We start from the raw sequence: 21172 nt of genomic DNA on the forward strand, positions 1-21172 counted from the left end.
AATATAATTTATAAGGCAGAAAAAGAGGTGAAATAATGCTAAAGTATTGTTCAGTAGGAAGTGGTAGTAGTGGAAATTGCCACTATATAGGATATAAAAATACTAATATACTAGTAGATGCAGGATTAAGTGGAAAGAGAATAACTACAGGTCTTAAAGACATTGGAGTAGATTCAGATAAATTAAAAGGGATATTTATAACTCATGAGCATATTGACCATATAAAAGGGGCAGGGATATTATCAAGAAAGTTTGATATACCAGTGTTTGCTAATATAAAGACATGGTGTTCTATGAAAGACAAGCTTGGTGATATTAAGGATAAAAATATGAAGGTCTTTGAAAATGATAAAACTTATTCATTAGGAGATGTTATAGTAAGGCCTTTTTCGATAGAACATGATGCAGCTGACCCAGTTGGATATAATTTCTATACAGAAAACGATGAAAAAATGTCTATAGCTACTGATATAGGGTGTATAACTGAAAATATAAAAAAACATCTATATAAATCTAAATTAGTGGTATTAGAATCAAATTATGACCCTAATATGCTTATGATGGGTTCATATACATATGCTTTAAAGAAAAGGGTAATGTCAAATACTGGACATTTATCTAATGAAGATGCAGCAAATTTCTGTGTTGAACTTATTGATAAAGGTACAGAATCTATATTATTAGCACATTTAAGTAAAGAAAATAATTTTCCAGAATTGGCATATGAAACTTCAAAAGGAGTATTAGCATCAAATGATATAGTAGTTGGGCAGGATGTAAAACTAGATGTATTATCACGTAATGATGTTTCTAATGTTTATAAGATGAAGTAGAGGTGAATAACTTTGCTAAAAAGAAATTTCGAAAATGTTGAGGATAATAAAATCTTATATTCTATAAAGCAAGGGATGATTTTAGCAATACCTGCTATTATGACTGGTTCAATTGCTCTTGTTATTTTGAATCTTCCAATAAAAATTTATCAAGAATATATAGCAAGTTTATTTAATGGTGAAATTTCAAATATTCTTACATTTATAAATGATTCTACTTTAGGAATTATCTCATTGATAATATTGTTGACAATAAGTTATAGCTATGGAAAAATCTATGGGAGCAAGTATACAGTACTTGTTCCTATCGTTGCAATGTGTTCTTTTTTAGTGTTTTCACATGGTAATGAACTGGATTCTTATGTGGAAATATTTAAAACAAAGTGGTTGTTTACAGCTATTATTGTTTCCATAACGTCTTCTATATTATTTGTAAAGCTCACAGAATCGTTTATTACAAGTGTAAAATTTCATACAGAAGGGGCAGATGCTGATTTTAATATGGTTGTTTCAGCAATAATTCCCTTCATAATTGTAGTATTTTTATTTTCTATTTTGCGTGTAATAGTAATAAATCTAATTGGAAGTTCGAATTTTCAAGATATATTTTATAATTTATTCTCAAATATATTTAAGAGTATGGGAAGAAACCTTATGAGTGCTTTGCTGTTTATATTTCTAATGCATTTTATGTGGTTCTTTGGTATTCATGGGAGCAACGTACTTGATACAGTTGCAAAAAATTTATTTGAAAATGGAATGGCAATTAACATAAATTTAGTTAACAATAATCAATTACCAACAGAAATTTTTACTAAGACTTTTTTTGATACAATGGTTTTATTGGGTGGATGTGGAGCTTTGTTATGTTTAGTAATTGCCATTTTTCTTAGTGAGAAGCGTATAAATGTAAGGAAGCTGGCTAAAATTGCTTCAATACCAGCTCTTTTTAATATAAATGAAATGTTAGTTTTTGGGATTCCGATTGTTTTTAACTATATTATGTTCATACCTTTTATAATTACACCTATAATTCTAACAATTACAAGTTATGTAGCTATGGCTACAGGGCTTGTACCTTGTACAGTTTCTGCTGTAGAGTGGACATCACCGATATTTTTAAGTGGATATATGGCTACGGACTCAATAAGAGGAAGTTTGTTGCAATTGTTTAATTTGTGTGTAGGAGTTATGATTTATATTCCATTTATAAAGATGTCACAAAATAGATATATTTACATGTTCAAAAATAATATAGAAAACTTAACAAATTTAGTAAAGAAGTGTGAATTAACAGGAGAACAACCAAATATTTTAAATCACAGTGGAAAAATAGGTTCAATCTCAAAAATGCTAGCATCGGATTTAAAGTTTGCTATGAAAAAGGAAGAAATAGAGCTTTTTTACCAACCGCAAGTTAATTATGATGGAAATGTTGTAGGGGCAGAGGGATTACTTAGATGGAGACATTCAATAGGGGGATTTATTTATCCACCACTTGTTATACTTTTAGCTAAAGAAGAAGGTTTTTTAGATGAACTTGGAGAGTATATTATTAATAAAGCTTGTATTGATTTAAAGAAAAGTGAAAGCTTACTAATAAATCCTATTAAATTTTCTGTAAATATATCTCCAGACCAACTTAATGACCCTAATTTGCCAGAGCAAATAAAAAATATAATTGAAAATAAGAATATCAATCCTAATATGCTTGGCATAGAAATCACGGAGCAAGTTGCACTGTCAGGCTCCCAGATAATCATTGAACGTATAAATGCGATACATGACTTAGGAATAAAGCTTATTATGGATGATTTTGGAATGGGACATAGTTCTCTTATATACCTTCAAAATAATAATTTTGATATAGTTAAGTTAGATGGCTCTCTTGTTAAAGAGATACTTATAAACAAAAGAAGTAGTGAAATCATAATGTCTATTGTAAATCTTTCAAAAAACCTAGATTTTGATATAATCGTGGAGTATGTTGAAAATTTAAATCAGAGAGATAAGTTGTATGGCCTAGGATGTGAAATATATCAAGGATATTATTATAGTAAAGCTATACCTTTTGAGGAGTTTATAGATTATGCAAATCGAGCACTTGCTAAATAACTTTTCTAATGATTTGTAAGTTATATTAGTATATAAATTTGTAATAAGATTAGGTTTAGGAGAAGTATATGAATATAAGTATAGTTGTAGTAGGTAAAATTAAAGAAAAATATTTAAAGTTAGGTATTGATGAATTTAGAAAGAGACTTTCTAAGTATTGTAAGTTGGAAATTATAGAGCTAGATGATGAAAAAGCTCCAGAAAATTTAAGTGCCAAGGAAATGGAAATTATAAAAGATAAAGAAGGAAAGAGAATTTTAGGGAAGATAAAGCATAATAGTTATGTTATAGCTTTGGCTATTGATGGAAAGAATTTGTCTTCTGAAGAACTTGCTAAGACCATGAGTGATTTAGCAGTTAGAGGAAATAGTAGTATCTGTTTTATAATAGGAGGTTCTTTAGGACTTTCTGATGAGGTCTTAGCTAGGGCTGATTATAGATTGTCTTTTTCTAGGATGACTTTTCCTCATCAGATGATGAGATTGATATTGTTAGAGCAGATTTATAGGGCTTATAGAATAAATAATGGAGAACCGTATCATAAGTAAGTAATACGGTTTTATTTTTTATATGTGAAATGATATACAGTTACTTATAATAAAATTTGTATTTAATTTGATAAAAATAGGTAGCTCTAAAGCATTTACATAGAAAGTTGTATAGTTACAACCTATAATTTATTTTTTTATAAAAGGGGGGAGTTTGAATAACTAATATCCAATAGCAAAATATTAAATTATTAATAAAATATAACAACGAATTATAAATTGGTAGAAAGGAAGTATATAATGCAGTATGTATTAATTCATGGTCTTGGACAAAATTCATCAAGTTGGGATAAAGTAATTTCTTATATGAGAGGACAAGAGAGGCTTATATGTCCAGAATTATCTTTATTTCTAAGAGAGGGAGATGTAACGTATTCGAATCTATATCAATCCTTTTCACAGTATTGTGATGATTTTTCGGAACCTTTAAACCTATGTGGACTTTCATTGGGGGGAGTTCTTGCATTAAATTATGCGATAGATAATCCTTCAAAAGTTAAATCCTTGATATTGATAGCGACACAATATGAAATGCCAAAAGTATTACTCAAACTTCAAAATATTATTTTTAGATTTATACCTCAGAAATCTTTTAAGGGTATGGGACTTAGAAAGAAAGATTTTATTGAATTAATAAATTCAATGATGAATTTAAATTTTAGTGAAAATCTAAAAAATATTTCATGCCCTGTGTTGGTTATATGTGGAGAAAAAGATAAAGCAAATAAAAAAGCTACAAGTAATATAGCTAAAGGTATAATAAAATCAGAAATTCAATTTGTGAAAAATGCTGGACATGAGGTAAATACCGATTCACCAAAAGAATTAGCAAAAATAATCAGATTCTTTTATTGTAAACAAAAACTATAATAATACAAATTACTAAATAGATTTGATACAACTGAACCAAATAAATATAAGATACATAAAATTCAATTTAAAGAGGTGTTTTTTTAGATGGTATGATTTATACTTCTATATAAATTTTGTGAGTTGATTGTTGATGGTGAGCCGTATCACAAATAAGTGATACGGTTTTTTCAGTTTAGCAATTAATAATATTAAAATAATAAAAAAGTATTGAAAGTATATTACATTTGAGGTAGAATTAAATAAAATATTATAACATTATAATGTTTAAGTTGATTGTTAATAAAAATTTGGAGGTAAATATATGATAAAAATAATGTTGGCTTGTTCAGCGGGAATGTCTACAAGTTTATTAGTTACTAAGATGGAAGATGCAGCTAAAGAAAGCGGTATAGAGTCACAAATTTGGGCAATACCAGAATCAAATATACAAAATGAAATAGAAAAATGTGATGTTTTATTATTAGGGCCACAAGTTAGATATGTATTGTCTAAGGCTCAGGAAATAGCTAAGCCACATAATATACCAGTAGAGGTTATAAATATGATGCACTATGGTACAGTTAATGGAAAAGCTGTTTTAGATAGAGCAATAGAACTTAACAACGCTAAGTAATAGAAAATATAACGTATTTTTAATATATAAATTGGGAGAATCAAGGGATGGACGAAAAGATTATAGAGATTTCTTTTGGTATAATAGGCTATGCAGGTGAAGGTAAAGGATTAGCTTTTGAGGCAATACAAGAAGCTAAAAATGGAAACATAGAAAAAGCAAAAGAATTATTAAAAGAGTCTAAGGAAGTTATAAATAAGGCGCATAGATACCAAACAGAATTAATACAAAATGAAGCTAGTGGGAATAAGACTGAAATGAGTGTTATACTTGTACATGCACAAGATCACTTAATGAATGGTATGAATTTTCAACAGTTAGCTGAGGAAATAGTTGACTTACATTTGAGGTTACAAGATAAATAAAAATTAAAGAGAATAAAATGAAAGAGTTCTAAAAATATAAATTATGTACTGCACACCAATCGTTAGAATGTTGGTTCAATAATTGAAGTGTAGTACACTAAGTTTATTTTGAGGACTCTTTTTATATTGAGTTTAAAGTTAATGTATATTTACTATTAATAGTATAAGATTATATGTTATAATATTATAACATATAATTTAAGAGGTGAATCATGTTAAAAAATCAACCATTATATATACAAGTCGTAGAGATATTAAAGCAAAAAATATTAAATAATGAATATAAAATCGATGAAAATATTCCAACAGAAAGAGAGTTAGAGCAAGAGTTTGGGGTTAGTAAAATTACTGTTAGAAAAGCTATTGAGATATTAGAATCAGAAGGATATGTAGAGAAAAAGAGTGGAAAAGGGACAAAAGTAATAAGCAATAGTCTTTTTAATAAGCTATCTAAGGCAGATTCTTTTTCAAGCATACTTTTATCTAAAGGTCATAAGTTATCTAAAGAGACTATTTCAATTGAAAAAATTATAAATGATACAAACTCACAAGTATTTAGTATATTTGGAGAAAAATGTAGCAAGATTACTAGAATGTATTACTTGGATAGTAAACCATATATATATTTTACTCATTATATACCTTTTGACGAAAATCTAACTGTTGAAAGTTTTAATAATGAAAGTTCTTTATATATGTATTTATATAGGAGAGATATAAATATAACTAGGTTTGAAGATGAATTTTTTATAGAAGAATCAGAACTGGAAGTATCAAAGGCTCTAAATCTAGAAAAAGACACATTACTTGGAAGAAAGAGAAAGACCTATGATGAGAATGATAGTATCGTTGAGTTATCATTTGCAAGATACAATACAGAAGTACAAAATTATGTAATTAAATATGAAATATAATATAATAAAAATCCTGAGTTTATTAAAATGATAATATGCTCAGGATTTTATTTTATAAAAATAAATAAGATTATAACATTATGATGTTTACAATTAAAGATTATAATGTTATAATCTTATTAATCAAATAAGTGATATTATCAATTACATAAAAATTAGTTTTCATCATGAAATCGTTATTGTGTTGTAAATAAAGGGGAATATCACTAATATAGGGGGGAACTATGGAAAAATTCGCAAGTTTTTTAGAGCGTAAGATTATGCCTGTAGCAGCGAAGATAAGCAATCAAAGACATATGAGAGCTGTAAGAGCAGGTATAATAGCAACATTACCACTAACGATAGTGGGATCATTTTTTACAATATTATTAAACATACCTATTGATGCTTATATGGATTTTATAGCTCCATTCAGAGAAACGTTAGATATACCGTTTAGATATACTGTAGGATTTTTATCTCTATACGCTACTTTTGGAATAGCGTCGTCACTTGCTAAAAGTTATAATCTAGACACAACAGGTGTTGGGATGCTTGCAGTTATGGCATTTTTAGTTTCTACAATAGTTCCAACTCAAGTAGTTGAACCAGTAGGGGGAGTTATAGAAGCTGGTAGATGGATGGATATGGCGAAACTTAATTCACCATCATTATTTGGAGCAATCGTAACATCATTAATTACAGTTGAGATATATCGTTTCATGAAGGAAAAGAATATTACAATTAAGATGCCAGCAGGGGTGCCACTAGAGGTTTCAAACTCATTTACTGCATTATTACCAACAGCAGTAGTACTAATGTTATTCTGGGTAATAAGACATATATTAGGATTTGATATAAGTTCAGCACTAAGTGCTATGTTATCACCTTTAAAAGGATTCTTATCAGGAAATAGTTTAGGTGGTGGAATACTAACAGTATTCTTAATAACAGTATTCTGGGTACTTGGAATACATGGTCCAGCTATAATGGGTCCAGTAATAAGACCTATATGGGATATGTCTATAGCAGAAAATATAACTGCATTCACAGAAGGAGTATCAGCTCATGCAATGCCAAATATATTTACAGAACAATTTTTACAATGGTATGTATGGATAGGAGGAGCAGGAGCTACTCTTGCATTAGTTGTAATGTTTATGTTTTCTAAGTCAAAATACCTAAAAAGTTTAGGCAGATTAGGATTTTTACCAGGATTATTTAACATAAATGAACCTATAATATTTGGAGCACCAATAGTTATGAATCCAATACTAGGAATACCATTTATAATTGGGCCTATAATAATGACAGTTCTATCGTATGTTCTTACTATTACAGGTATTATACCTATGATGGTAGCAAGATTACCATTTGCAATGCCAGCACCAATAGCAGCAGTAATGAGTACTAACTGGAGTATAATGGCAGGTATCTTAGTATTAATCAACTTTGCGATATCATTTGTTGTTTATTATCCATTCTTCAAGGTTTTTGAAAAGCAACAATTACAAAGAGAGCAAAAAGAAATGAGTGAAAGTTTATAAAAATACATATAATAGAAGTTTTGTACTGTATATAATATAGAAAAAACTTACAAATTATTAAAGGTGAAGGTAGGAGGAATTATCTTCACTTTTATTTTATATATCAAAAAAAGTGTAATTTTAGGAGGAGAAAGATGGAAAGAAGATTAGGAATATCAGTATATCCAGAGCATAGTAATATGGAAGATGATAAGACATATATAAAAATGGCTTCAAAGTATGGATTTAAAAGAATATTTATGTGTATGCTTTCAATTACAAGACCAAAGGAAGAGGTTAAAAAACATTTTAAAGAGATTATAACTTATTCAAGAGACTTAGGATTTGAAGTAATCCTTGATATAGCTCCAAATATATTTGATATATTAGAAATATCTTATGATGATTTAACATTTTTTAATGAGTTAAGTGCTAGTGGAATAAGACTTGACTATGGATATGATGGAAGTAAAGAAGCTATGATTTCTTTCAATCCATATGATTTAAAAGTAGAGCTAAATATGAGTAATGATGTAGCGTACTTAGATAATATAATTACTTACAAGCCAAATGTAAATAATATATATGGTTGTCACAATTTTTATCCTCAAAGGGGTACAGGCTTGCCATATGATTTCTTTGTAAGATGTTCAAATAGATTTAAAAAGTATGGAATAAGAACTGCCGCTTTTGTTAATTCAAAATACGCAACAATAGGACCTTGGAATATAAATGATGGACTGTGCACACTTGAAATGCATAGAAATTTAGATATAGCTACAGCAACTAAGCACTTATTCGCAACTGGTTTGATTGATGATGTTATTGTAGGAAATGCATATGCAAGTGAAGATGAATTAAAAAGAATGTCTGAAGTAAATAAATATCAAGTTGTATTTAGTGTAGTAGCTGAGGAAAAAACTTCTGAAGTAGAAAAAACAATAATAGTAAATGAGCAACACTTTAGAAGAGGGGACATAACTAATCAGGTAGCAAGATCTACAGAGGTAAGAAAAAAATATGCTAAAGAAAATTTCCCTAAACATGATAATACGGGCATCTTTAAAAGAGGAGATGTAGTGATTGGTAATGATGACTTTGGAAAGTATAAAGGGGAATTACAGTTGATACTTCAAGATTGTGAAGATGAAAGAAAAAATAAGGTTGCCAGAATAACAGAAGATGAAATAATACTTTTGGACTTTATTGAACCTTGGAGTAAATTTAAGCTTGTTTTAGAGGGAGAGTAAAGTGAAGATAGACATATTAATCAAAGGTGGAAAAACAGTAGATAAAAGTATAATTGATATAGCTATATTAGATGATAAAATAATAGAAGTAAAAAATCAGATAGATGATTCTAAGTATCAGGCAAACCAAATTATAAACCTAGACGGAAAGACATTTATTAGCGCAGGGTGGATAGATATACATACACACTGCTACGAAAGGTTAGAGATTTATAAAGATTATCCTGATGAGGTTGGAATAAAAAGTGGAGTTACTACTGTAGTAGATACAGGGACAACAGGTGCTTTAGATATAGAGAAATTTTATGAGGATACTAAAAAGTACAAAACAAACGTGTATGCTTTAATAAATATTGCTAAGCAGGGAATAACATCTCAAGATGAACTTTCAAATATGATGAACATTGATGAGGATGAACTTAAAAATGCAGTTAAAAAATATAAAGATTTTGTTGTTGGAATCAAAGCTAGAATGAGTAAAAGTGTTGTAATTTCAAATGGAATTGAACCTTTGAAGTTAGCTAAAAGAATTAAAAAAGAACTTAATCTACCTATGATGGTTCACTTTGGAAGCTCTCCTCCAACTATAGAGGATATATTAGGTTATATGGAAAAAGGAGATATATTAACTCATATATATAATGGAAAACCAAATGGAATATTAAAAGGTAATAAGATTAAAGAGGAAATTATAGAAGCTAGAGAAAGAGGTATAATCCTTGATGTAGGTCATGGAACAGAAAGTTTTAGTATGGATGTTGCAATGAAAGCTAAGGATGTGGGACTTTTTCCAGATACCATAAGTACAGATATATATATTAAAAATAGAATAAATGGTCCAGTATATAGCTTATCTACAACAATGGAAAAGTTTATATATATGGGTTACTCACTTGAAGATATAATAAATAAGGTTACTAAAAATGCAGCAAATGCAATAAACTTGAAAAATAAAGGTTTAATAAAAGAAGGATATGATGCTGATTTAACTATATTTGACGTGGTGAATGAAGAAAAAGAACTTCAAGATTCTTTGAATAAGTCAGTAATCACAAATACGTCCATAAAGCCAAGAGCGGTAGTAATTAATGGAGAGTATTTGAATATAGGTGAGTCTACAAAGGAGAATGAATAGGAAGGAGAGAATATTGTATGAGTAGTGTATTTGAAAAGTACTCTGTAAGACGTGTTATAAATGCCTCAGGTAAGATGACTATACTAGGGGTGTCAACATTAGATAAGGAAGTTATTGAAGCAATAGGTGAAGGGTGTAAAAATTTCTTTATAATAGAAGAGCTTGTAAATAAAACAGGTGAATATATAGCAAATTTATTAGAGTGTGAAAGTTCAGTAATAGTTTCTAGTGCATCTGCTGGAATTGCACAGAGTGTAGGTGCAATGATAGCAAGGGATGATATGAGTCTAGTTTACAATATAAATAATCCTAAAAAGCAAGTTAAAAGGGAAATAATAATTCCAAAAGGGCATAATGTTGACTATGGAGTCCCAGTAGAAACAATGATAAGACTTGGAGGAGGAGAAGTTGTTGAGGCTGGCTATGCTAATATGTGCAACAAGGAACATATAAGAAGAGAGATAAATGACAATACAGCGGCAATTATGTATATTAAATCTCATCATTGTGTTCAAAAGAGTATGCTAAGCGTATTAGATGCAGTACAAGTTGCCAAAGAATACAATTTACCTTTAATAGTAGATGCAGCGGCAGAGGAAGATTTAAAAGTATACTATGAACTAGGAGCAGATTTAGTGATATACAGTGGCGCAAAGGCTATAGAGGGACCTAGTTCAGGGTTAGTAATAGGTAAGAAAAAATATATAGATAATGTAAAGCTTCAATCAAAGGGTATTGGAAGAGCTATGAAAATAGGAAAAGAAAATATAGTAGGTTTAACATGTGCAATTGAGAGATATATAAATAATGATAAAGTAACTTTAAAAGAAATGGAGGATAAGCTAAATCCATTTATAGACAAGATAAATACTCTAAATGGGATAAGTGCTAATATAACTAGAGATTCAGCGGGCAGAGAAATACTGCGTGGAGAAATTAATTTTAATGAAGATATAATAAATAAATCAATACAACAAATTATAAATGAGCTTAGAGGTGGAGAGATATCCATATACACTAGAGATTATAAGGCTAATGAAGGCAAGATAGAGGTTGATATAAGAAGTGTAAGTAAAGATGATTTAGATATTATTTATAATATAATAAAAGAGATAATAGAAAAATAGAAAATAAGGTAAATAAAACGATAATGACTTATTAAATTAAATTTTACTAGAAGAGGGGATTAATATGAATTGTACACCAAAATATTATAAAGATAGAGTTTGTTTAAATGTTCTTGCAGGAAACATAAAAAATTCTAAAGAAGTATATGATGCTTGCGATGGGCATGTATTAGTAGGAGTACTATCGAAGAATTATAGTACTGTAGAAGCAGCTATTAAAGATATGAAAAAGTATTCAAAGGAAATAGATAATGCAGTATCTGTAGGACTTGGAGCTGGAGACCCAAATCAATCAAATATGGTATCTCAAATTTCTAAAGAACTTCAACCACAACATATAAACCAAGTATTTACAGGTATAGCTACATCTAGAGCATTACTTGGTCAAGACAATAGCATAATAAATGGATTAGTTTCTCCAACTGGTAAGCCAGGATTTGTAAAGATATCTACAGGTCCATTAAGCTCAAAGGAGGAAGATGGTATAGTTCCTATAGTGACAGCTATAGCTATGATGAAGGATATGGGAGGAAGTTCAGTTAAGTTTTTCCCAATGGGAGGGCTTAAAACAAAAGATGAATATATAGAAGTTGCAAAAGCTTGTGCAAAGCATGACTTTTATCTAGAGCCAACAGGAGGTATAGACTTAGATAACTTCAAAGAGATAGTTCAAATTGCACTTGATAATGGTGTAGAAAAAGTTATACCTCATGTTTATACATCAATAATTGATAAAGAAACAGGTTGTACAAAAGTAGAAGATATAAAAACACTTTACAAAATAATAAAAGAATTATTGGGGTAGATTTATGAATATATTAGCTTTTGGTGAAATAATGATGAGACTTTCAGTACCTGATTATAAGTTTTTAACACAAACAGACCAATTAAATTATGTAATTACAGGTACAGGGTTAAATATATTATCTGGACTTCAAAATTTTGGATACAATACCTATATGTTAACAAAGTTGCCTAATAACAATGTAGGTAAAGCATCAAGTGCAAACATAAGAAAGCTTGGAGTAAAAGATGATTTTATTACATATGGAGGAAATCATATAGGAGTATATTTTCTTGAGACTGGATATGGAGAAAGGCCTTCAGAAGTGACTTATTTAAATAGGCTAAATAGTTCATTTTGCGAGAGTAGGCTACAAGAATATGATATTGATAATTGTCTAGAAGGAATAGATGTAGTCCACATATGTGGGATTGCTATGCAACTTACAGATTCAGTTAAAGAGATTGCTTTAGAACTAGCTAAAAAGTCTTATGAAAAGGGAATAAAAGTATTCTTTGATTTTAATTTTAGACAATCGCTAAATCCAGACAAGACTTATGATAATTTAGTAGATGATTATAAAAAAATACTACCATATTGCCATGGATTATTTGCTAGCTATAGAGATATAAATAAAATACTTAATATAGACGCTCTAGATATAAAATCGAGTTCAGAATTGATTAAAAAAGAGTATGATATAGAAATTGTGGCTGGAACTATGAGAAGATTTGATGATATGAACAATAGATTTATAAAGGGATATATATCAAATAATGATGGCTATTTTGAAAGTAAGGAATATAAGTTAGAAATATATGACAGAGTTGGTGCTGGAGATGGATATGTAGCAGGAATTATATATTCATATTTGGAAAAGATGAGCAATGAAGATATAGTTGAGTTCGGGGTTGCTAGTTCAGTGCTAGCCCATACAACTTATGGGGATAATTCTTTAGTAAGTACGAATCACGTATTTAGACTTATGAACAATGAAAAATTAGATATATTGAGATAGTATTAATAATGAATGAAAAATTAAATAATAAGTAGATAGAAAATAGCATTAACCATAGAAAGATGGTTAATGCTATTTTTATAGTTAATATTAATTAATTTTATATTATAGAAATAAATTTTTCTAATGCTGGATTTGTATTGTTTTTATTCCATACAACTACAACTTCTATTCTATTTTGTACTTCATTTATGGGTACAATTGCAATATCCTGCTTTATCATAGTATCTACAACACAAAATGAAGGTAAAATGGATATACCCATATTAGAGGCAACTAATGATTCAATAGTATTAAGATCATTTGAACGTTGCACAACATTAGGTACAAATCCCGCTTCACGATATCTATTTTGTATCATGGACTTCTGCCCATATTCATCGCCTGTTTCCTTTACAAAAATAAACTTCTCATGTTGTAGCTCAATTAAATCAATATAATCCTCATTGCAAAGTGGATGACCAGGGGGTAAAAGAGCTACCAAAGAATATCTTTCTACAGTTTTATATTCAAAATCTTTTAATGGTTGATTTTCTGGATTAATAACAAAGGCAAGATCCATAAAATTATTTTTCACTAAGTTTAAAAGTTCAGTTATCTCGTTAGTACAAATTTCCATAGATATATTAGGGTATGTATTAGAAAATTCTTTTAAATATTGTTGAAATTTGTTTTTTTCATATCCTATTAAGATTCCAATACTCAAAGTTCCAAAAGAACCATGTGCAAATTGTTGTGTTTTTTCAATAGCATCATTGATATTTTTTATTATAGTACGTGCCTCAGATAAAAAAACTTTTCCAGCTGGGGTTAGTTCAACATGTCGTTTACTTCTTGTAAATAGAGTTACATTTATTTTTTCTTCTAAAGCTTTTATTTGTTGTGTAATAGCAGTTTGGGAAATATAAAACTTTTCTGCTGTTTTGGTAAAACTTAGATTTTCTGCTACAGATATAAAATATTCTAATTGTTTAGTATTCAAATAATCACCCCTATTTAAACTTGATTGTTTGTAAACATTGTTTATATATAATTAAAACTTATTATAGTATAAGAAAATTTACTTTTAAAGAATATTGGAAAATATTTGTATAAAAATATATGTTTTAAACATATCTTTATACTAGATTTTATAAACTTATTAATAAGAATAACTTATATATTCCCATGAAAACGATATTGGATTTAAGTAAGTTTGTCCCATAAAATGAAAGTATACCAATTAATAATATTTTAAATGAGAAAGGAGAAAAAATGGAGGATAAATTTTACGCAAAAGGAAAAGGAAATAACGGATATGTTAAAAACCTTGAAGTTTGTTCCTTTAATGACTTAGATGGAACTTGTGGAATGTTTCAAATGGCTCTGTACAAAAGAGATGAAAAATACTATTTATATGGATGTTGTTTTGGAGGAAGCAAAAAAAATGGAGTAATGATTAGTGATGTTACAGATCCTTATAATCCACACTTTATAAAACATTTTCAAATGTTAGATCCAAAAGAGTACCCTACAACAACAACTCCAAAAATTCAAATAGCAGATGATTTAATGATAGTAGCTATGAGCTGTGGAAGTGGACCAGGAGCACTTGTTGACCAAGCTAAATTAGCAAGTATTAAGTGCGAAGCAGGAATTAGAATATATAGTTTAAAAGAAGACCCTTTAAATCCTAAGTTTTTAGGATACTGGGATTGTGGATTAAAGCATGTAATGGGTGTCCATAGATTTATGTATAATGGTGGAAGATATGTCCATTTATCAAGTGATTGTGTTGGTTTTGAAGGTTTGATTTATAGAGTCATAGATATAATAGATCCAACTAATCCAGTGGAAATAGGTAAGTGGTGGAGACCAGACCAATATGCAGATGGATATCCAAATAGAACTTTTGATCCAGGGGCAGCTCATTGTCCAGAATTTATGGATAAAGGATGGCTTCATGGACCTCCATTTGTAAGAGATGGAAAAGCATATTGTGGTTATGGTGGAGCAGGTTTAGTTGTACTAGATGTTGAGGATTTAACAAGACCAAGATGTTTAGGTGAATTACCATTTATGCCTGCATTTTCTAGTAGACTTGCAGGAGCAAGAACTCATACAGCACTACCATTACCAGAAAGAGATTTAGTTGTTGTGCAAAATGAGGGAGAACGTTTCCAATTTTTTAAGCCAGAGAATATTACAGATGTTCAAGCCATGAATAATATACATATGGTTGATGTTAGTAATCCAACAAGACCAACATTAATTGCTCAATTCCCATATCCTGAAGTACCGAAGGATTTCCCATATCCTAACTTTAATGTTGCAGGGCTAGGAAAACCAGGGCCATTTGGACCACATAACCTTCATGAGCCAATGGATAATAAACCATGGCTAGAGCAAAGAGGAGATAGAGTATATTGTTGTTATTTCCATGCAGGATTAAGGGTTTATGATGTATCAGATCCATATTACATCAAAGAGTTAGCATATTTTATACCACCAAATCCAAATAAAACACCAGAAGAATCTTATTTCCCAGGATTCCCTGGACCACGCTTGGCAGTAACAGAAGATCTTATTGTTGATGATAGAGGTTACATCATCATAGATGCCTTAGATGATGGATTCTATATATTAAAAATGAAAGAATATTAATAAATGCTAAAGAGGGAGAGTTGAAAATGAAAATACTAGGTATTTCTTTTGGAACAAAAAATGGAAATAATGACACAATGTGTAAAGTGGCACTTAAAGGTGCTCAAGAAGCAGGAGCTGGAGTAGAATTTATTCAAATGTCATCTCTTAACATTAAACATTGTACTGGATGTTGTGCATGTGTTAAGAATTTATTATCTGGAAAAGGTAGTATGTGTGTATTAAAGGATGATTTTGAATGGTTACTTGACAAAATGAAAGGTGCAGATGGGATAGTAGTTTCAGACCCTATCTTTGAAGAAGGAGCATCAGGATTATTCCATACTATAATGGATCGTTTTGGACCAAGAGCAGATAGAGGAAATAATATTATAGGAACAAAAGTTGCAGAAGCTACAGGAGGAAAAATTCCAGACCCAAGAATGCTTAATGATAAAGTAATATCATTCATGGGAATAGGAGGATCAGACTGGGGTACAAGAGTTCAATGTGAGCATGCTATGCTAGCCTTAATACCAATGTGGAAAGTTATAGATAATGCTTGGTTCCCATGGGCAAAGGAATTAGTAATGGATGACTCAAAACTTGCTCAAGTTCATCAAATAGGTTTAAACATAGTTGAAGCAGCAAAAGATTTTGACAAAGCTTTATACCAAGGAGAAGAAGGAGTCTGTCCACATTGTAATAATAGATTATTCTATCTTGAGCCAGGTACTAAAAAATCAATATGTGCTCTATGTGGTATAGTTGGAGAATTAGATACTGCAAGTGGAAAAACTGTATTTAGTTTCCAAGAAGAACAATTAGGTCATGCTCATGATACTTTAGCAGGCAAGTTTATACATGGTGATGATATTAAGAAAATGGAAGGCCATTATGCAGAAGTTCGTAAAACACCAGAATTTAAAGAAAGAAAAACAGCTTACAATTTTATAGAACCATCAACAAAAGAAAAGCATGTTGAACTTTCATTAGGAGAATAATTAAAATTTATAGTATCTATGATTGCAAATCCAATAGCAATGAGGTTGGTGGGAATGAGGCAAGCTATAGAAGCTATTAATTATAATATAGGAAATGGATAGAAAGAAAAAAGAAATATTAACACTAGCTATAGGGATTGCTTTACTACCTCCTTTATGGGCAGTGTTAGCACCTTATATAGGAATAAAAACTGGAGCTGTAGCACTTATTTGTGCAGGACTATATGTAACAAATGGTAATAAACGAAAAGATGGATTAAAAATAATGTTCGGTTTTTGGTGTGGAGATTTATGGGCAGTTTTGGCCATTTTAATTATGGAGTGTATGAATTTCAATCCAAACCTAGAATTATTTTTAACTCTTAGTATATTAGGATTTTTTGCAGTTATAATTGCATCTTTATTTGAAAAAATAATATTCCTACCAGCATGGCTTTGTGGTTGGGCCATAGGTCTAACTATTATGACAGGTGAAAGTATTATTAACTTACAAGGTCTTTATATTCAAATTGCTGTGGCTATGGTAGTAGGAGTGTGGTATGTAGGAGCAGGTGTAGATTTATTTACTATGTGTATTTTGAAGAAAGATAAAAAAACGGGAAATTGAAAGCATGTGAATATAATTTGATTATAGGAGAATGTTTATGGGATTTGAATTTAAAATAATGAGAAGTTTAATATATGTAGGACTTGCTAAGGAAGAGTATAGACCTAAATTAATGGACTGGTTATATCGCTACCATATTCCAGATAGTATTAGTAATTTTGGACCATATTGTACTAAATATGCTTTTTATCAAGCGTATCCTACACCAGATGAAGGCGAACGTTTTGGTGTACGTAAGATGCAATTAACAGAGCACTATTGGATTGTAGATGAACATATGCCTGAAATGGCAAATAGAATTATGACAGAATACATGCCTATGGATGTTCTCCGTTGGCAAGGGTGTATACCAGATGTGGAGAATAAAAAAGTTCATGAGAATGCAGAAAGTGGAGATGCAGGACGTGCAGTAGGTGGGGATAACGGATGTCCACCATTTATATTTGCTTTTGTTCCAATAAACTGGGAAGAAGATTTTAGAGGAAAAGGGCGTACTGTACAAGATGGACCAAACTATCGCTGGCAATTTATGATTAAGTATCCAGATGGCATTTCTAAAGAAGAAGGAGAAAAATGGTTCTATGATGAAGTAGTTCCATACTTTATAAACTGCTGTTATGTTAATCGTTTTGTAAGTAGTAAAATTATGATTAACTATGGAGCAACTGCCTTTGATCGTGTAGTAGAACTATGGTTTGAAGGAGAAGAAGAATGGTATAAAGCTGTGGTTGAAGGGACAAAATCATTTATCAAAAAGCCAGAATGGGCACAAGAAGAAGAGTTCCCATATTTAAAGCCGCAATTTAATATTGCATCAGTATTCTTAGGCGATATAGCAACTATGGATGCATATTCACAGTATCGTGGATATATTCCAATGAGATAAAAATTATAATTCATAACAAGCAAGTGGTGCACAATGACTATTATAGGCATCCGGTTTAGCCATAGTATCTCAAGTAAGTGGTGTGGCAATTGAAGTTGGACAATATGTATCAGCAAGTACAATAGCTACAAGTTGTTGGATTGATTTCAATTTTTAGGTGATATTCTTAATTATTCAACATTTATAGTAATGGTTATAGCTGTTATATGTAGTTTTATATTTATATTGATGATAAATAAGGCTAATAAATATGAAATAACAGCATTAGAATAAATTGATAATATTTGTTAAAAAAGAATTTAGAGTGTATTTAAAGATTAAGATGTTCCCTTTATGGTAGACAGTTGAAATAATAAAACTGTTAGAATAAAGGGAATATTTTTATGTCTAGGAAATCTTTTGAAATAAAAATTAAATATGTGCAAGAATATATTGTAAGTAAAGTATTATTATTAGAAATATGTAGACAAGATAATATTTATAACTTATCATATTAACAAGTTTACACTTGGCTTAGGAAATATAAAGCTAATGGACAAGAATCTCTTACTGATAATAGAGGTAAAAATAGATAAATACTCAGTTAAAAATGTACTAGAATTATTAGATGAGAAATGGTGTACTCATGTTTTGGAGAAATAAAAAGAGTAATTCCAAAGATTAAGAAATACTAAGCTGATTTTGACAATTCGAGATTTAGAAGATGCTGGAATTGTTAATAGGAAGCAATTTAATGAACATAAAGAGCATATATCAATAATAGGAGAATACAATGTATACAATTGGACAAGTATCTAAATTTTTAGGTATATCTAGAGATACACTAAAATTTTATGAAGACAAGGGATTAGTAAAACCTAAGAAAAATGATGAAAATGGATATAGAAAATATAATCAGTTTGATATATATGATATTACAACGATAAATTTTTATAGAGAAATTGATATCGAAATTAAAAAGATTCAAGAAATAATGAAAAGCAAGAGTATAAATAATTTAGAGCTTTTGCTAGAAGAGAAAGAACAAATCATATTGGAAGAAATAGAATATAAAAAGCTTCTTTTAAAAAAGATTCAGTTAATTAAAGAAGACTGTGACAAAATTAAAAAATATTTTGGGAAATACGCAATAAAAGAAATGAAACCTTTAGAAGTAAAGGGTAGAATAAAAAGTGTTACTGAATATGATGAATATGAAACTTTAAGAGAGAATACAGAAAGTCTAAAAAAAGCAGTTACATTAACTGCTTTAAGAAGAGTAATAAGTTTTAGTCAAGAAGGCATAACAGGAGAGAAGTTTATAATTGTAAAAGAAATAGAGGGCTTTGACAAAAACATAGAAGGTGAAGTTCTCGCTCATCCAAATTGCATTTATACTATTATTGAAGATGGAAGATGGTCAACTGGAGGAGAAAATATTGATGATAAGGTGGAAGACCGATTAAGAAAAATAGCAATAGAAAATGGATATGACTTACTTGGAATAGTCTATGTTAACATATTGCTTACTACTTACGAAGAAGGGCTTGAACGCATATTTTTAGAAATATATGCACCTATAAAAAAATAATATAAAAAACATTGACCTGAGACTTACTCATAGGTTTAAACTCATTGTATAAGCAATTATAACTTATATAGCAGTTAAATATTAATTTGAAATGAGGGTTCTTATGAGAGTAGAGAAAACATTAAAAAGACCTATAGTAAGTTTTATTATTTTAACAAATATAATTTTCTTACCACTTTTTTTATTAGCATTAGCAACTAGAATGTTAAAACTTCCAACAGTGGTATCTGACATTACTTTGTGTATATCAGCCTGGTCATCAACTTTTGCATTTATGATATTATTTAAAAAAATTTACCCAGATGAAAAATTTCTAGTATATGTAAAAGATAGATTTAGAAATAAATTTAAATTTTCAATAGTATCTATAGTAATTAGTATACAAGTTTTAATAGCTATAGTAGTTATACTTATATTAACATCTAAAAATCATGGAATAATGCCTAGCTTCACAGTTTCATCATGGGGAGCGTTTATATATTTATTCTTAAAAAATTTATTTGCAGGTCCATTAGGTGAGGAATTAGGTTGGATAGGATTTGTTCAAAGTGAACTTCAGAAAAAACATTCTACTTTAAAAGCATCAATAATAGTAGGGTTTTGGTGGGGGATGTGGCATTTACCAATATGGTTTACAACAGGATTTACAGGGATTGATTTAATAAAATATATTATATTTTTTATGATTGCGATTATATCAACTAGTATTATAGTGGCAACTTTTTATAATTTAAATAAAACTTTGTTAGTATCTATTATAATACATCAACTATTTAATTTTCTAATTGGGATAATTAGTGGAAGTTTAATAGAACTTATAAAATACTATGCAATATTATATTTGGTATTTGCAATTGTATTGATAGCTATAAATCCAAGAAATGCACTATATAAAAAGTTTTCTAAAAACACAACACAAACTCTTTAAGAGTGTAAGGGAGAATCATGTCATAAATGAGTGATATGATTCTCCCTTACTTATTAATTAATTTTAAGTGAAAAATATTTGTAAGCATTCTCTTAAATCTGATTCTATTTTTAGTAGGTTTTTTATAAATAAAAAATTTATAGGATATTATTTACTGTTATGATAAAATATAAAGAAATTGTTTTAGGAACCTGGAGGAATAGATATGGTTTTATTGGTTGTTGATACACAAAAACTAATAACAAATGAAAAGTTGTATAATTTTCATGGATTTGTAGTAAACGTAGAGAATTTAATTGATACAGCAAGAAAAAATAATATAGAAGTAATAATCATTCAGTATTTTTGTTACGCTATCACTTAGTTATGTGTATAAAATATAGAAGAAAAGTAATAGATAACTCTATATCAGATAGACTAAAAGATATATTTGTAGATATCTCCCCAAATTATGGAGTGGAGTTGCTAGAATGGA

The 21172-nt window shown here is 29.4% G+C and carries 22 protein-coding genes and 1 pseudogene; 22 read left to right on the forward strand and 1 reads right to left on the reverse strand.

The genetic code is table 11. The features are described 5' to 3' along the window. The first annotated feature begins 35 nt into the window (after positions 1-35). The 13 genes from KGF45_RS18205 (at position 36) to KGF45_RS18265 (ending at position 13080) form a co-directional block, all read left to right on the forward strand. Positions 36-833: an MBL fold metallo-hydrolase gene (locus KGF45_RS18205; RefSeq protein WP_227828584.1), complete on the forward strand. Its 798-nt coding sequence runs from the start codon at positions 36-38 to the stop codon at positions 831-833. A gap of 12 nt (positions 834-845) precedes the next feature. Beyond that, positions 846-2948, forward strand: coding sequence for an EAL domain-containing protein (locus KGF45_RS18210; protein WP_227839141.1), 2103 nt, complete (start codon positions 846-848; stop codon positions 2946-2948). A 68-nt stretch (positions 2949-3016) separates the two neighbouring features. Then, a complete protein-coding gene (gene rlmH / locus KGF45_RS18215) occupies positions 3017-3496 on the forward strand; it encodes a 23S rRNA (pseudouridine(1915)-N(3))-methyltransferase RlmH (RefSeq protein ID WP_227842993.1) in 480 nt (159 codons plus the stop codon). 240 nt (positions 3497-3736) lie between these two features. Then, positions 3737-4366, forward strand: coding sequence for an alpha/beta fold hydrolase (locus KGF45_RS18220; RefSeq protein ID WP_227842994.1), 630 nt, complete (start codon positions 3737-3739; stop codon positions 4364-4366). Positions 4367-4670: 304 nt separating this feature from the next. Continuing rightward, complete coding sequence (locus KGF45_RS18225; protein WP_227828590.1) at positions 4671-4982, forward strand: PTS sugar transporter subunit IIB; 312 nt, start codon at positions 4671-4673, stop codon at positions 4980-4982. Between the two features lie 47 nt (positions 4983-5029). Next, positions 5030-5347, forward strand: coding sequence for a PTS lactose/cellobiose transporter subunit IIA (locus KGF45_RS18230; RefSeq protein ID WP_227828591.1), 318 nt, complete (start codon positions 5030-5032; stop codon positions 5345-5347). Positions 5348-5559: 212 nt separating this feature from the next. Next, complete coding sequence (locus KGF45_RS18235) at positions 5560-6261, forward strand: GntR family transcriptional regulator (RefSeq protein WP_227828592.1); 702 nt, start codon at positions 5560-5562, stop codon at positions 6259-6261. A 224-nt stretch (positions 6262-6485) separates the two neighbouring features. Continuing rightward, the gene (locus KGF45_RS18240; RefSeq protein WP_227828593.1) at positions 6486-7787 is read left to right on the forward strand and encodes a PTS sugar transporter subunit IIC; all 1302 of its coding nucleotides are present in this window, start codon (positions 6486-6488) and stop codon (positions 7785-7787) included. Between the two features lie 134 nt (positions 7788-7921). After that, positions 7922-9016, forward strand: coding sequence for a MupG family TIM beta-alpha barrel fold protein (locus tag KGF45_RS18245; protein ID WP_227828594.1), 1095 nt, complete (start codon positions 7922-7924; stop codon positions 9014-9016). A gap of 1 nt (position 9017) precedes the next feature. After that, on the forward strand, positions 9018-10151 hold the full coding sequence (locus KGF45_RS18250) for an amidohydrolase/deacetylase family metallohydrolase (RefSeq protein ID WP_227828595.1): 1134 nt from the start codon (positions 9018-9020) through the stop codon (positions 10149-10151). A gap of 17 nt (positions 10152-10168) precedes the next feature. Beyond that, entirely contained in the window at positions 10169-11278 is a 1110-nt protein-coding gene (locus KGF45_RS18255; RefSeq protein WP_227842995.1) for a DgaE family pyridoxal phosphate-dependent ammonia lyase, read from the forward strand. Positions 11279-11342: 64 nt separating this feature from the next. Next, positions 11343-12083 (forward strand): 2-dehydro-3-deoxy-phosphogluconate aldolase, encoded by a 741-nt coding sequence (gene dagF / locus KGF45_RS18260; RefSeq protein WP_227842996.1) that lies wholly within the window; start codon positions 11343-11345, stop codon positions 12081-12083. A 4-nt stretch (positions 12084-12087) separates the two neighbouring features. Then, positions 12088-13080, forward strand: a complete 993-nt coding sequence (locus KGF45_RS18265) for a sugar kinase (protein WP_227828598.1) — start codon at positions 12088-12090, stop codon at positions 13078-13080. A gap of 100 nt (positions 13081-13180) precedes the next feature. On the opposite strand, the gene KGF45_RS18270 is transcribed toward KGF45_RS18265, so the two are convergent. Further along, entirely contained in the window at positions 13181-14062 is an 882-nt protein-coding gene (locus KGF45_RS18270) for a LysR family transcriptional regulator (protein ID WP_227828599.1), read from the reverse strand. Between the two features lie 272 nt (positions 14063-14334). Here KGF45_RS18270 and KGF45_RS18275 point away from each other — a divergent pair, with 272 nt between their 5' ends. The 9 genes and pseudogenes from KGF45_RS18275 to KGF45_RS18310 form a co-directional block, all read left to right on the forward strand. Then, positions 14335-15723 (forward strand): LVIVD repeat-containing protein, encoded by a 1389-nt coding sequence (locus KGF45_RS18275; protein WP_227828600.1) that lies wholly within the window; start codon positions 14335-14337, stop codon positions 15721-15723. Positions 15724-15749: 26 nt separating this feature from the next. Then, on the forward strand, positions 15750-16706 hold the full coding sequence (locus KGF45_RS18280; protein ID WP_227828601.1) for a flavodoxin family protein: 957 nt from the start codon (positions 15750-15752) through the stop codon (positions 16704-16706). A gap of 94 nt (positions 16707-16800) precedes the next feature. Then, the gene (locus KGF45_RS18285; protein WP_227828602.1) at positions 16801-17313 is read left to right on the forward strand and encodes a DUF1097 domain-containing protein; all 513 of its coding nucleotides are present in this window, start codon (positions 16801-16803) and stop codon (positions 17311-17313) included. Positions 17314-17344: 31 nt separating this feature from the next. Continuing rightward, positions 17345-18199, forward strand: a complete 855-nt coding sequence (locus KGF45_RS18290; protein WP_413926601.1) for an acetyl-CoA hydrolase — start codon at positions 17345-17347, stop codon at positions 18197-18199. 506 nt (positions 18200-18705) lie between these two features. Further along, positions 18706-18774, forward strand: a pseudogene (locus tag KGF45_RS20555) (hypothetical protein); the annotation flags it as partial. Positions 18775-18971: 197 nt separating this feature from the next. After that, complete coding sequence (locus KGF45_RS18295; RefSeq protein WP_227828604.1) at positions 18972-19769, forward strand: MerR family transcriptional regulator; 798 nt, start codon at positions 18972-18974, stop codon at positions 19767-19769. A 103-nt stretch (positions 19770-19872) separates the two neighbouring features. After that, positions 19873-20697, forward strand: coding sequence for a CPBP family intramembrane glutamic endopeptidase (locus tag KGF45_RS18300; protein WP_227828605.1), 825 nt, complete (start codon positions 19873-19875; stop codon positions 20695-20697). Between the two features lie 205 nt (positions 20698-20902). Further along, complete coding sequence (locus KGF45_RS18305) at positions 20903-21061, forward strand: hypothetical protein (RefSeq protein ID WP_413926602.1); 159 nt, start codon at positions 20903-20905, stop codon at positions 21059-21061. Positions 21062-21063: 2 nt separating this feature from the next. Beyond that, the coding region (locus tag KGF45_RS18310; protein ID WP_255647285.1) for a transposase at positions 21064-21172 on the forward strand (109 nt) is incomplete at its 3' end.

This window comes from Clostridioides sp. ZZV14-6154 (assembly GCF_020657785.1).
Lineage (GTDB): Bacteria > Bacillota > Clostridia > Peptostreptococcales > Peptostreptococcaceae > Clostridioides.

What these genes read in the sequence shown, in the direction of transcription:
- KGF45_RS18245 (WP_227828594.1), top strand. Translation starts at nt 7,922, where the DNA reads ATGGAAAGAAGATTAGGAATATCAGTATATCCAGAGCATAGTAATATG.
- KGF45_RS18225 (WP_227828590.1), top strand. Translation starts at nt 4,671, where the DNA reads ATGATAAAAATAATGTTGGCTTGTTCAGCGGGAATGTCTACAAGTTTA.
- KGF45_RS18255 (WP_227842995.1), top strand. Translation starts at nt 10,169, where the DNA reads ATGAGTAGTGTATTTGAAAAGTACTCTGTAAGACGTGTTATAAATGCC.
- KGF45_RS18295 (WP_227828604.1), top strand. Translation starts at nt 18,972, where the DNA reads ATGTATACAATTGGACAAGTATCTAAATTTTTAGGTATATCTAGAGAT.
- KGF45_RS18240 (WP_227828593.1), top strand. Translation starts at nt 6,486, where the DNA reads ATGGAAAAATTCGCAAGTTTTTTAGAGCGTAAGATTATGCCTGTAGCA.
- dagF (WP_227842996.1), top strand. Translation starts at nt 11,343, where the DNA reads ATGAATTGTACACCAAAATATTATAAAGATAGAGTTTGTTTAAATGTT.
- KGF45_RS18285 (WP_227828602.1), top strand. Translation starts at nt 16,801, where the DNA reads ATGGATAGAAAGAAAAAAGAAATATTAACACTAGCTATAGGGATTGCT.
- KGF45_RS18305 (WP_413926602.1), top strand. Translation starts at nt 20,903, where the DNA reads ATGGTTTTATTGGTTGTTGATACACAAAAACTAATAACAAATGAAAAG.
- KGF45_RS18275 (WP_227828600.1), top strand. Translation starts at nt 14,335, where the DNA reads ATGGAGGATAAATTTTACGCAAAAGGAAAAGGAAATAACGGATATGTT.
- KGF45_RS18280 (WP_227828601.1), top strand. Translation starts at nt 15,750, where the DNA reads ATGAAAATACTAGGTATTTCTTTTGGAACAAAAAATGGAAATAATGAC.
- rlmH (WP_227842993.1), top strand. Translation starts at nt 3,017, where the DNA reads ATGAATATAAGTATAGTTGTAGTAGGTAAAATTAAAGAAAAATATTTA.
- KGF45_RS18265 (WP_227828598.1), top strand. Translation starts at nt 12,088, where the DNA reads ATGAATATATTAGCTTTTGGTGAAATAATGATGAGACTTTCAGTACCT.
- KGF45_RS18220 (WP_227842994.1), top strand. Translation starts at nt 3,737, where the DNA reads ATGCAGTATGTATTAATTCATGGTCTTGGACAAAATTCATCAAGTTGG.
- KGF45_RS18205 (WP_227828584.1), top strand. Translation starts at nt 36, where the DNA reads ATGCTAAAGTATTGTTCAGTAGGAAGTGGTAGTAGTGGAAATTGCCAC.
- KGF45_RS18300 (WP_227828605.1), top strand. Translation starts at nt 19,873, where the DNA reads ATGAGAGTAGAGAAAACATTAAAAAGACCTATAGTAAGTTTTATTATT.
- KGF45_RS18290 (WP_413926601.1), top strand. Translation starts at nt 17,345, where the DNA reads ATGTTTATGGGATTTGAATTTAAAATAATGAGAAGTTTAATATATGTA.
- KGF45_RS18230 (WP_227828591.1), top strand. Translation starts at nt 5,030, where the DNA reads ATGGACGAAAAGATTATAGAGATTTCTTTTGGTATAATAGGCTATGCA.
- KGF45_RS18235 (WP_227828592.1), top strand. Translation starts at nt 5,560, where the DNA reads ATGTTAAAAAATCAACCATTATATATACAAGTCGTAGAGATATTAAAG.